This is a genomic window from Novosphingobium profundi, assembly GCF_018491765.1.
GTDB classification, from domain to species: Bacteria; Pseudomonadota; Alphaproteobacteria; order Sphingomonadales; family Sphingomonadaceae; genus Novosphingobium; species Novosphingobium profundi.
This window is the reverse complement of record NZ_JABWCU010000019.1, coordinates 50,208-62,262: the sequence shown is the minus strand read 5'-3', so window position 1 is coordinate 62,262 and position 12,055 is coordinate 50,208. Positions and strand designations below refer to the sequence as shown.

At 67.9% G+C, this 12,055-nt stretch carries 9 protein-coding genes; 4 read left to right on the top strand and 5 right to left on the bottom strand.

Features of this window, described 5'->3' with window-relative positions; translation table 11 throughout:
• Positions 1-313 precede the first annotated feature (313 nt).
• Positions 314-1,243 carry a LysR family transcriptional regulator gene (locus HT136_RS20395; RefSeq protein WP_246544000.1) on the top strand — a complete coding sequence of 310 codons (930 nt, stop codon included), beginning with the start codon at positions 314-316 and terminating at the stop codon, positions 1,241-1,243.
• Between the two features lie 52 nt (positions 1,244-1,295).
• The gene (locus HT136_RS20390; protein WP_214201697.1) at positions 1,296-3,065 is read left to right on the top strand and encodes a M14 family metallopeptidase; all 1,770 of its coding nucleotides are present in this window, start codon (positions 1,296-1,298) and stop codon (positions 3,063-3,065) included.
• A 79-nt stretch (positions 3,066-3,144) separates the two neighbouring features.
• Here HT136_RS20390 and HT136_RS20385 read toward each other — a convergent pair whose 3' ends face one another.
• Both HT136_RS20385 and HT136_RS20380 read right to left on the bottom strand, forming a co-directional pair.
• The gene (locus HT136_RS20385) at positions 3,145-4,866 is read right to left on the bottom strand and encodes a hydantoinase B/oxoprolinase family protein (RefSeq protein ID WP_214201696.1); all 1,722 of its coding nucleotides are present in this window, start codon (positions 4,864-4,866) and stop codon (positions 3,145-3,147) included.
• Positions 4,863-6,902 (bottom strand): hydantoinase/oxoprolinase family protein, encoded by a 2,040-nt coding sequence (locus HT136_RS20380; RefSeq protein WP_214201695.1) that lies wholly within the window; start codon positions 6,900-6,902, stop codon positions 4,863-4,865. Before HT136_RS20380 ends, HT136_RS20385 begins: the two co-directional genes overlap by 4 nt.
• Positions 6,903-7,084: 182 nt before the next feature.
• On the opposite strand from HT136_RS20380, the gene HT136_RS20375 reads away from it, so the two are divergent.
• Positions 7,085-8,422: a purine-cytosine permease family protein gene (locus tag HT136_RS20375; RefSeq protein WP_214201694.1), complete on the top strand. Its 1,338-nt coding sequence runs from the start codon at positions 7,085-7,087 to the stop codon at positions 8,420-8,422.
• Positions 8,419-8,790 (top strand): nuclear transport factor 2 family protein, encoded by a 372-nt coding sequence (locus tag HT136_RS20370; protein ID WP_214201693.1) that lies wholly within the window; start codon positions 8,419-8,421, stop codon positions 8,788-8,790. The genes HT136_RS20375 and HT136_RS20370 overlap by 4 nt, the downstream gene beginning before the upstream one ends.
• 94 nt (positions 8,791-8,884) lie before the next feature.
• Here the strand turns inward: HT136_RS20370 and HT136_RS20365 are convergent, their stop codons facing one another.
• Genes HT136_RS20365 through HT136_RS20355 form a run of 3 tightly spaced genes read right to left on the bottom strand, consistent with a single transcriptional unit; the run spans position 8,885 to position 12,047 of the window.
• Positions 8,885-9,814, bottom strand: a complete 930-nt coding sequence (locus HT136_RS20365) for a sugar phosphate isomerase/epimerase family protein (protein ID WP_214201692.1) — start codon at positions 9,812-9,814, stop codon at positions 8,885-8,887.
• A complete protein-coding gene (locus tag HT136_RS20360; RefSeq protein WP_214201691.1) occupies positions 9,814-11,487 on the bottom strand; it encodes an FAD-dependent oxidoreductase in 1,674 nt (557 codons plus the stop codon). Before HT136_RS20360 ends, HT136_RS20365 begins: the two co-directional genes overlap by 1 nt.
• The gene (locus HT136_RS20355; RefSeq protein WP_214201690.1) at positions 11,487-12,047 is read right to left on the bottom strand and encodes a gluconate 2-dehydrogenase subunit 3 family protein; all 561 of its coding nucleotides are present in this window, start codon (positions 12,045-12,047) and stop codon (positions 11,487-11,489) included. The genes HT136_RS20360 and HT136_RS20355 overlap by 1 nt, the downstream gene beginning before the upstream one ends.
• Positions 12,048-12,055 lie beyond the last annotated feature (8 nt).

The following is a 12,055-nucleotide window of genomic DNA, read 5'->3' as shown; positions in this document are numbered from 1 at the left end:
ACTCTTTGTCTTCGATCCTTCATCGAAGCAGGCTAGGGAGAGTTTGCCGCTTCCCTCGCTCATGCGCACGGGTGCCCCGCGCGAATCGCCGCGCCCCGAAGCGAGTATCTCGAACGCGGGCCCAAGGTCTGCTGCATGGGCGAACGCGATAGCGCGCCAAGGGCGCCGAACACAAGCCGTTCGCGTTCCCCCGACTGGCCAATTCTGCACCACCCTATCCGTTTTTCCCGCCTGCGCCGCCCCGCCTGTCCGTTATGCTGCGATGCATCAGGGACGCTGATCGGGGATTGTCGATATGCTGATGGACGTAGCCATGCGCTACTTTTACGAAGCGGCGAACCAGGGTTCGATGCGCCTCGCGAGCGAGAAGCTGGGGGTCGCGGTCTCCTCGATCAGCCGGCAGATCGGCCAGCTCGAAGGCTACCTCGGGGTCAACCTGGTCGAGAAGGGACGCCGCTCGGTCAAGCTCACCGAGGCCGGGCACCTGACTTACGATTTCCACCGCAGGCACGTCGCCGAGCTCGATACCCTGCGCAGCAAGATCCAGGACCTGCGCGGTGTGCGCAAGGGCTCGATCCGGCTCGCGGTGGGCGAAGGCTTCCTGTCGAGCGCCTTCTTCCAGGCGATCGACGGCTTCCACAAGAAGAACCCTGGCCTGCACATCGAGACACTGGTGGGTTCGACCAGCGAGATCGTGCGCATGGTGGAGGACGACGACGTCCACATGGGCCTCGTCCTGCAGATCCAGCCCGAGCCCAAGGTGCGCGTGCGCCTCTCGCTCGCGCAGGCGCTGATGGTCCTTGTCCACCCCTCGCATCCGCTCACACGCAAGAGCGAGGTCACGCTGGCCGATCTCGCGCAGCACGAACTGTGCCTGCCCCCCAAGGGTTTCCGCATCCGCCAGATCCTTGCCGACATGGAGGCCGAGACCGGCACCTTCCTCGAACCCGCGCAGACCACGTCCTCGATCGTGATGATGCGCGACCTCGCCTCCGAGGGGCGTTTCGTCACCGTCCTGCCCCAGATCGCGGCCTTGGGCGAGATCGCCGCGCGGCGGCTCGTCGCGATCCCCTTCGCCGACACCGAGGCCGAGCCCCTCTCGGTCCACCTCATCACGCGACTGGGCCGCCAGCTCGAAGGCGCACCGGGGCGCATGCTCTCGGTGCTCGAGGCCAAGATGCGCTGCTGGGCCTCTCCGTTCGAAGCCTCGGCCCGCAACATGATCACTGCGCAGGTGCAATGAAGCCCGGCTAGGTTCCTGCGTCCTTGCCCACGACCGATCGAAAAGGACGACAATGACGCCCGCCTTCTGGCCACCCGAGCGCCGCGCTCCGCTTCCCCCTGTACAGCCCTGGGACGGGCGCAGCCAGGCGCTGATCCGCGCGAGCGATGATCCCTTCGTCACCCCCGCCGAGATCGACGGGCTCGAGACCACCCCGACCTACGCCGAGACCTGTGCCTTCCTCGAACGGCTCGCCGCCGCTTCGCCACTGATCCGCCTCCACGCCTGCGGCACCTCGGTCGAGGGCCGGGCGATCACGCTCGTCGTTGCCAGCCGCGACCATGAGGCCGCGATGGCCTGCCCGCGCGAAGGGGCACCGGTGCGCGTCTACGTCGAATGCGGCATCCATCCGGGCGAGATCGACGGCAAGGACGCCGGGCTCATGCTGCTGCGCGACATCGCGGTGGGCGGCAAGGACGATCTGCTCGCGGGCTGCGACTGGTACTTTGTGCCCGTGCTCAACCCCGACGGGCACGAACGCCGCTCGGTCTACAGCCGCCCCAACCAGCGCGGCCCGCTCGAACAGGGCTGGCGCGCCTCGGCGCAGGGGCTCAATCTCAACCGCGACTTCGTGAAGGCCCATTCACCCGAAGTGCGCGCGGTGCTCAGCCTCCTGGGCACGATCGACCCCGACCTGTTCCTCGACATCCACGTCACCGACGGGCTCGACTACCAGTACGACATCACCTTCGGCTTCCAGGATGCGCTCTATTCGACCTCGCCCGCCCTCAGCACCTGGCTGGAGGAGGTCTATCGCCCCTGCGTCAACGCCGCGATGACGGCGCAGGACCACATCCCCGGACCGCTGATCCTGGCCGCGGACGATCGCCGGCCCGAACTCGGCCTCATGCTTCCCGCCTTCCCGCCGCGCTTCTCGCACGGGCAGGGCGACATCCGCCACATTGCAACGGTGCTGGTCGAGAACCACTCGCTCAAGCCCGTACGCCAGCGAATTCTAGGCACGTACGTGCTGATCGAGGCCTCGCTGCGCGCCGCGGTGGAGCACGCCGAGACCTTGCGGACCGCCTCGCGCGCCGACCGCGCGCGCCGTGCCGAGACGGCCGTGCTGACCTGGGACATGGCCGAAGAGCCGGTCCGCACGCAGACCTTCCACCCGATCGCCAGCGAGTTCTACGATTCTGCGGCCTCGGGCGCGCGCGAGGTGCGCTGGCTGGGCACGCCGCTGCCCGCGATCGAGGCCCCCGTGCTCGGCTCGACCCCCGCGATCACGATCGAGCGTCCACGGGGCTACTGGGTGCCCGCCAGCGAGCGCGAAGTGCTCGACCGGCTTGCCGCGCACGGCATCGAACGGCAGATCACGACCGACTGGCACGAAGTCGAGGTCGAACTCCAGCGACTGTGCGAACTCACCATGGCCGACACCGTCTCCGAGCGCTGCGTGAAGATGTCGGCGCGCGTCGCCGGGATCGAGCGACGCACCGAACGCTTCGCGCCCGGCTCGGCCTGGGTCCCGACCGACCAGCGCCTCGGCGACCTTGCCATCCTCATGCTCGAGCCGGTCTGCGCCGACTCCTTCTTCGCGCAAGGGTACGTTACAGGCATGCTCGATCCGGTCGAGTACATGGAGGCCTACGTCATCGCGCCGATGGCCGACGAGATGCTGGAAACCGATCCCGTCCTGCGCGCCGAATTCACCGCCAGGCTGGCAAGCGACAACGCCTTCGCCGCCGATCCGATGGCGCGGCTGAAGTGGTTCTACCTGCGCTCGCCCTATGCCGACGAGCGCCACATGCTCTACCCGATCGGCCGCGTGCCCGCCTGAGCGCAGCGCCGGACTCGGAGAAACGAAAAGGGCCCGCCGGATCGCTCCGGCGGGCCCTTTCGCGGCCTGCGCCGCCCGCTCAGGCCGCGCGCAGCGCCACCGTCGCGGCCAGGTCGAGCGCGTCGCCGGCAAGCACCACCTTGTAGACCTCGCGTGCCGCCTCGCGCGAGACGTAGCCGTCCAGCACGTCGCCCAGCACGGCGGCGGGATCGCGGTGCTCGGGACGGCCATAGCCCGCCCCGCCCGCGCCGCGTGCGATGGCCTTGTCCCCGACCTTCACGCCCATACGGTAGGTACCCACGCGCTTCTCGTCGGGCTCGCCCAGGTGCACGATCATCTCGTTGGTCTCCGGGCGTTGCCCACCGCCGAGCGACCAGGGCTTTTCCTTGGAGCGCTTGGTGATCGAGAGGAATTCGCCGTCCTGTGTGAAGCGGATCAGGCGTCGGGTCCCGGCCCCGCCGCGCTGTTCGCCCGCACCGCCCGAATCGGTCTCGATCTCGAAGCTCTCCATCATCATGCCGGTCTTCATCTCGATCACTTCGGTCGGCGTATTGCGCACGAGGCTGCCCGAGATGTGGTTGGTGGCGTTGATGCCGTCGAGCCCCTGGCTGCCGCCCCAGCCCACCGGCTCGTTGTTCGAGACCGCATACATCGCGCGGGTCTGGGGATCGGTACCGATCATCATGAAGCCCAGCGTGTCCCCGCCCGAGCAGGCCGCGATGCGCTCGGGCATGCCTTGCGCCAGCGCCTTGTAGACCAGTTCGAGCGCGAGGTGCGCGGGCCACTGGGTGAAGGTCGCCGCGGGATAGACCGCGTGGAACAGGTTACCCTCGGGCGCGATCACCTTGAGCGCGCGGAACGAGCCCGCGTTGTTGCGCTGCTGCGCCGACGTGAGCGACTTGAGCACGAACTTGCAGATCGTCTCGGTGAGCCCGATCGGGATGTTGATGGGGCCGCGCACCGCGTCCGAGGATCCCGAGAAATCGCAGGTCAGGCCCTCCTCGTCGATCGTCACCTTGACGTGGATCGGCACCGGATCGTCGGTCAGCCCATCATCGTCGACGAGATCGCCCGCCTCCCAGGTCCCGCGCGGCAGTTCGGCGAGCGCGCGGCGCACGAGGCTGTCGCTCGCGGTCTTGATACGCCCGATCGCCTCGTCGAACGAAGGACGGCCGAACTTGGCCAGGATCGCGTTCAGGCGCTCGACGCCGGTGCGCGTCGCGGCGACTTGCGCATCGAGGTCGCCCATCACCGGGCCGGGCATGCGCGAGTTGAACTTGATGATGTCGACGATGTCCTTCACCGGCTTGCCATCCTTGTAGATGCGCGTGCCGGGGAAGATCAGGCCTTCCTGGTGCATGTCGGTCGAATCGAGCACGTAGCCCGGGTCCTTCGCGCCCAGGTCCATCCAGTGCGCGCGGATGCAGGTGTAGGCGAAGGGCCTGTCCTCCCCTTCGGCGAAGACCGGCGCGAACAGCGTCGCGTCGAGCGCGTGCGCCGAGTTCCAGTAGGGGTAGTTCATGATGAAGATGTCGCCCGGGCGCATCGTCTCGGCGCCCGCGAACTCCACGCCCTTGCGGATCGCGTAGTCGTTGGCGCCCAGGAAGAAGGCCAGGCCCGGCGCATCCGCGATCAGTTCGAGGTCGGCGTCGTAGATCGAGATGCCGAAGTCGAGCACCTCGTAGATCACCGGGTTGAAGGCGGTGCGGATCAGGGTACGGCGCATTTCTTCGGCGGCCGAGACGAGATAGCTGCGAATGACCTCGACGGTCGCCCCGTCAAGCTGGGTCTGGGTGCTCATGCGGACTTCCTGCGGATGATGAGATGGCCGTGTTCGTCGACGGTGACGCTCTGGTCGGAGTGGACGACGGTGGTGGTGGTGCCTTCCTCGACGATGGCCGGGCCCTCGAAGGCGTGGCCGGCGCCCAGCTTCGTACGATCGTAGACCGCAAAGGGGGTGCGTGCACGCAGCGCGAAGCAGAACGCCTCGCGCGATCCGACCTCGGCCTCGCTGACCGGGCCTCTCGCAGGCGAAAGGACCGGCAGCGTGGGCTTGGCCATGACCGCGCTCGCGCGAACGCGCAGCGTGACGATCTGGACCGGGCCGTCGATGGCATGGCCATAACGCTCGCGGTGGAGCGCGTCGAAGCGCTGGCGCAGGGCGGCAAGATCCTCGCCCTCCTCCATCTCGATCTCGAGCGCGTGCTCCTGCCCGGCATAGCGGCATTCCACGAGCTTGAGGAAACGGTGCTCGGTGCCGGGCGTGCTCTGGCCCTCGAGCTCCTCGCGGGCCTGCTCGACGAGCGCCGCGAAGGCCGTCTCGACCGGTTCCTGCGCGCCGGGTTCGAGCAAGCGCAACTGGGTCAGCGCGATGTCGGTGACGATGTCCGACATGAGCATGCCCCAGGCCGAGAACACCGCCGGCGAATTGGGCACGATCATCTCGAAGTTGTTGACTTCGCGCGCGATCAGCGGCGCGATCAGCGGCCCCGCGCCGCCGAACGCGAGCATCGAGAAGTCGCGCGGGTCGCGCCCGCGCTCGACCGTTATCTCGCGGATGGCACCTGCCGTGCGGGCCACCAGCACGTCGAATATGCCCGCCGCCGCACGGTCGATGTCGATGCCCAGCGGATCGGCGACGCGCGTCTTCATGCCCTCGCGCGCGGCGGGAACATCGAGGTCGACGGTGCCGCCCAGGAACGTCGCGGGATCGAGGAAGCCCAGGATCAGCGCGGCATCGGTAGTCGTCGGCTCGGTGCCGCCCTTGCCGTAGGCGATGGGACCGGGCTGCGATCCCGCGCTCTGCGGGCCGACCTGGAGCAGGCCTTCCTGCACCCAGCCGATCGAGCCGCCACCCGCGCCGATGCAGCGGATGTCGAAGATCGGGATCAGCGCGGGCAGGTCGGCAAGCGGCGCCTCGTGCATAACGAGCGGGTTGCCGTCCTCGATCACCGCGGCATCGAGGCTGGTGCCGCCGTAGTCGAGCGTCAGCACCCGGTCGCGCCCGATCGCCTTGGCCAGTTGCCCCGCGCCGATGAGGCCGCCCGCCGGTCCCGAAAGGACGGTGTAGATCGGCGCCTGGCGCGCGGTCTCGGCGGTCATCGCGCCGCCGGCCGAGCGCATGATCAGCAGCTTTCCGGCAAAGCCCGCATCGACCAGACCGTTCTCGAGACGTCCGACGTAGTCGTTGAAGATCGGGTTGATGTAGGCATCGACCACCGCGGTCGCGGTGCGCTCGTACTCACGGTATTCGCGGGTGATCGCGCTCGAGGCCGAAACGGCGAGCTGGGGATAGGCCTCGCGGATGATCTGCGCCGCGCGTTCCTCGTGCGCGGGGTTGCGGTAGGAGTGCAGGAAGCAGATCGCGACCGAGCGGATCCCCGCCTCGACCAGCGTACCCGCCGCCGCCAGCACCGCCGCCTCGTCGAGCGGCTCGACTTCGTTGCCCCGGGCGTCCATGCGCCCGCCCACGCCGAAGCGGTTGCGCCGTTTCACGATCGGCTGCTCGCGCTGGTAGCGGTAATCGTACATCGAGGCGGCGGGCACGTCGGCGCGGCCGATCTCGAAGATATCGCGAAAGCCCGCGTTGGTGATGATGCCGGTTTCCACCCCGCGCCGCTCGATCACGGCGTTGAGCCCCAGCGTGGTGCCGTGGACGAACAACTCGGTGTCCGCCAGCGAGACGCCCAGCCGGTCGAGCGCGGCCAGCACGCCGCGCACGGGCTCATCGGGCGTCGTCGAGGCCTTGGCAAGGCGGGTCGTTCCGGTCTCGGAATCGAACAGGATCGAATCCACAAAGGTGCCGCCGATGTCGACGGCGACGCGGTATCTCTTCATTCAACGCATTCCCGGATCTGTTTCGCAACCTGGTTGGCGAGGATGATATGCGAACAACGGCCCAAGAATTCGCGAAGTCATTGCACCTCGCGCAAAACCCGTGCTCACCCCTTGCGAGTGGGGCCACGTGTGCCACGATCAGGGCCAACACGTTGACCCGCATGCGGGCTGGAGACTGATTTTTGAAGAACCTGATGCGCAAGGTCGCGGGGCTCATCGAGCGCAATCCGGAGCGACCACCCGAAACCAGCGAGCTGCGCCGCTGGCCCTTTCTCACCATGGTACTGGTCGGCGTCTCGATCTCGGTTCCCTTCTTCGCCTTCGGGGGGCAGCTGGGCCAGCACGCCGATTTCCCGACGGTGGTGGCGGGCGTGATCCTGGGCAGCGTGCTGCTCGGCCTGTGGGGGGTGCTGACGGGCCACGTGGGCCTCGTCGCGCGCCTGCCCACCGCAATGATCATCCAGCGCACCTTCGGGCGACGCGGCTCGCTCGCGATCGTGGCGATGATGGTGCTGACCTCGTTCTGCTGGTTCGGCTTGCAGACGCAGATCCTCGTCAAGAGCGTGGCCGCGATCCTGCGCACGCAGCTGGGCTACGAACTCGACGAGCGCCTGGGCATCGTGCTGGTCGGTACGCTGATTGCCTCGACCGCGGTGATCGGGGTCAAGGCGATGGGCAAGATCGCCTTCGTCAGCGTGCCGCTGCTGCTGCTCGCGACGCTCGTGCCGCTCGGCATCGGGCTTGACCGGCACGGCGTGGCCGGGCTGTTCGCCGCGCGCGCGATCACGGAGCCGATGGGCCTTGGCATGATCGTCTCGGTGGTGGTGGGCGCCGAAGTGTTCGGCTGCTCGATCAACCCCGACCTCAGCCGCTTCCTCAAGACCTCCGGCGACAACGCGGTGGCGATGACGATCAACTACGCCGTCGCCTTCCCGCTGCTGCTGATCCTCGCCGCCGCGCTCGGCACGCTCTACGGCAACGCGGACCTCGTCGCGACGATGCTGGCGGCCGGGATAGCGCTGCCCGGCACGCTGATCATCATCCTCGCCACCTGGACCAGCAACGACAAGAACCTCTACGCCTCCGCGCTCGCGCTCTCGGCGCTGTTCCCGGGGCGCGAGCGCTGGCAGCTCGCGGTCGTCGCGGGCGTGCTGGGCACCTGCCTCGCGGCTGCGGACATCCTGGGCCACTTCATCGTCTGGCTGACCTTCATGGGTCTCCTGATCGCGCCGATGTCGGGCGCCTATGTCGCCGACTTCCTGATGGGCCGCGCGCGCTACACCGATCACGCGGCCGCGATCCCGGCGTTCCGGCTGGCGCCGCTCGGCGCGTGGATCTTCGGCATCGCCGTCGGCATCGCCACGCTTCCGCGCGCGAACTTCGGGCTCGGCCTCGTCGAGCTGACCCACGCCCCCACCGTCGATGCGCTCCTCGCCGCGATGGTCTTCCTCTTCCTCGCCGAACGCGCCGCCGCCACGCGCGGCAACGCCCGGCTTCTCGAGACAACGGAGATTACATGAGCCAGAACCCCATCACCCGCATGTTCGACTGGTGGAACGGCGCCTTCGAAGGCGAAGGCTTCACCCCCGAGGGCTTCGCCGGACATTTCACCCACGATGCCGATTTCATCGTCGATGGCGGCGTGCGCGGCACCGGACCCGAAGGCATCAGCGCCCATTTCGAGCGGATCCGCGCCAAGTGCGACCATGTCGCGCTCGTCACCCCGGTCATCGCCACGCTGAGCGATGCCGAGCAGGGCTTCGTCCAGTACCGCTGCACGTTCACAGCGGGCGAGAAGAGCGGCTCGGAAGTGTGCATGGCCCGTGCCGACTTCCGCGAGGGCAAGATCGCCCGCTTCGAGGTGATCGGACGCCCCGAAAACGCCTGACACCGGCGGCTCCCGACACGAAAAGGGCCCGGTCGCACGCAGCGGCCGGGCCCTTTCTTTTTGCATGTCTCGCTAGGCTTGGCGGTGGCGATACTCAGAGCATCGGCGCTAGGTACTTATAGGCATCGCCCGAGGTGCGCAGCGGGTCGGTCGGCACGTCGTACTCGACGAAGAAATGTTCCACGCCCGCCTTTTCGGCCGCCGGGATGATGCGCTTGAAATCGACCAGGCCCGCGCCCGGATCGCGCACGCTGCCGTCGGCGGCGACGTCCTTCATGTGCAGCATGCGGAAGCGGTTCGGGTAAGCCTTGAAGTAGGCGAGCGGATCGATCCCCGCCTTGGTCGCCCAGGCCAGGTCCATCTCGAACTTGAGCAGCTCAGGGTCGGTACCCTGCAGGATCAGGTCGTAGGGCACGTCGGTGCCGACCTTTTTGAATTCCTGGTCGTGGTTGTGGTAGGCGAGCTGGAAGCCGCGATCGTGCGCGGCCCTGGCGGCACGGTTGAGCGCCGCGATGAGCGTGTCGATCTGTTCGCGCGACTGGAGCTGCGAGGGCCAGCTGATCTGCCACACGATGTATTTCTGCTCCATCACCGCGGCCTGGAGCGCGCAGGCCTCGATCAGACCTTCGACATGGTCGAAATCGAAGGCCTCGATGAACTTGCGCTCGAACGTCGCGCGGTCGATCCGCCCGGCCACGCCGTCGTCGAAGACCTCGTAGAGCCCCGGAGGCATGATGTGCTGCGAGGGCGAGCGAAGCCCGTAACGCTGGAAAACCTCGTGGACGTAGGTGGGATTGCGCCCGAAACTGCCCAGCGTCTCCACCTCGGTGTAGCCCATCTTCGCCACTTTCGCGACGGTGCCCTCGAAATCGGCGTCGAGCAACGTCATCAGCGTGTAGAGCTGGATGCCGAGCGGGCGGCGGGGAGTCCTGGCGAAGGCTGGGCCTGCCCCCAGCGTCGCGCCAGCCGCCAGCGCCACGCCCGCACCGAGGAGCCTGCGGCGCGAAAGGTCGAAATCAGTCATCACAGCGTTCCTTGCTTCATCTGGTCCGCCGCGAAGGCAGCCGCACGCGCGGTCAGCGCCATATAGGTCAGCGAGGGGTTCTGCGCCGCCGAGGCGGTCATGCAGGCCCCGTCGGTGACGAAGACGTTGAGGGCATCGTGGCACTGGTTGTGCGCGTTGAGAACCGCCTCGGCGGGATCGTGGCCCATGCGTGCGGTGCCCATCTCGTGGATCGCGAGGCCACCCGGGCCGAGCGCGTCGCCGGTAACGACGTCGGTTCCCCCGGCCGCCTCGAGCATCGCGCGCGCCTCGCTCGCCATGTCCCTGGCCATGGCCAGTTCGTTGGCGTGCCAGTGGAACGCGACGTCGAGCTGGGGCCGACCCCAGGCGTCGACCTTGTCAGACAGTGTCACACGATTGTCGGCATAGGGCATGCATTCGCCCATCGCTCCGATGAACATCTGCCAGGGGCCGGGCTGGCGCAGGCGCTGCTTGAGCGCAAGGCCGATGTCCTCGCCGCTGCTGCCACGCGTCCACATCGCGCGCGCGGCGCTGCCCTGGTAGCCATAGCCGCGCCGGAAGGGCTTGTCCTGCCCCGCCAGATTCTGGAAACGCGGGATGTAGATGCCGCTCGGCCGGTTGCCGAGCGGTTCGCGGTCGAGATAGCCCGGGATCGTCGCGGTGCCGAAGGGCCCCATCACGTGATCCATGAGGTAGCGCCCGAGCGCGTCCGAACGGTTGGCGAAGCTGCGTCCGGTCTCGGCGTCGATCGAATTGAGCAGGATCTGCGTCGAGCCGAGCGTCGAGGCGTTGAGAAACACCACGCGCGCCGCCAGCGTGCTGCGCTTTCGGCTCTTCGCATCGATCACCCGCACCCCGGTGACGCGCCCGCTGGCCTGGTCGTGGACGAGCGCATCGACCACCACGTCGGTCATCACCTTCAAGCGGCCCGTCGCGCGCGCGGCGGGCAGGGTCGAACTCTCGCTGCTGAAGTAGGAGCCGGTCGAGCAGCCCCGGATGCACGGGCCGCAATAGTGGCAGGGCGCGCGATCGCCGATGGCCTTCGTCAGCACCGCACTGCGCTCGTTGATCATCGGCCGGCCGTCGAAGCGCGCGGCGATGGCCTGCTTCACATGCTCCTCGGCGCAATTCATCCCGTGGGGCGGCATGAATTCGCCGTCGGGCAACGAAGGAATGCCGTCACGATCGCCGTTGACCCCGATGAAGCGCTCGACGTGGGAATACCAGGGTTCGAGGTCGGCGTAGCCGATCGGCCAGCGGATGCCGTGCCCGTCGCTGCCGGCCTCGGAGAAGTTGAGATCGCTGAGGCGAAACGAGGCGCGCCCCCAGGTGATCGAGCGGCCGCCCAGGTGGTAGCCTCGGATCCAGGTGAATTCGGCCTCGGGGCGGGTCTGGTAGGGATTCTCGGTGTCGTTGACGAACCAGTGATCGTTCGCGTCCGAGAGCCCTGCAAGGTGCGACTGGACCTTGAAGTCGCGTGCGTAGCGCTGGCGATCGCCGAAGCCGCGATAGGGCATTTCATAAGGCGCCAGGTGCTCGGTCACGTAGTCGGTGCCCGGCTCGATGTGGCGCCCGCGCTCGAGCAGGAGCACCGAGAACCCGCGTTCGGTCAGTTCCTTGGCGGCCCAGCCGCCCGATATCCCCGAACCCACGACAATGACGTCCGCATCCATCACAAGGCTCCCGGATTGGCGAGGCTCAGCGCAATGCCCCAGGAATTGAGCGAAGGCGCGCGATCTTGTGCCCCGACTTGCGCGCAGGCGTCGTAGGCGCCGGGCACGAGGTTGAGGGTCAGCTCCTCGCTCGCCCCCACTTCGCTGGTGTAGTAGCCATAGATCGTCAGCTTGCGCAGGGTCGGTGCCTTGAAGCGCGCACCTTCGTAGAGCGCTGCGGGGATCGCCGCGCCCGAGGCGAAAGCGGCCATGACGAGGTCGAGTTCGGCGTCGCAGCGGCGGCGCTCCTCCTCGTTCATCCAGTGCTGGTGCATCATCTCGATGAAGGCGGGGACCCCGGCCTCGCGGGCGCCCGGGGTGTCGTCGGCCGGAATGACCAGTTGGACGAGCCGCTCGAGCGCCGCGTGGCGGGCTGGAGCGAAGGGCGTGTGGGGCGGTGGCGGGGGAACGCTGTCGCGGCTCGCCATCGCATGGCCGGCCATGCCGGTCATGTCCTGCGCCATGGCCGGGCCGGCGAAGGCCGCGGCCGCGATCCACTGGAGAATATCTCTGCGATGCAACGCTGGGT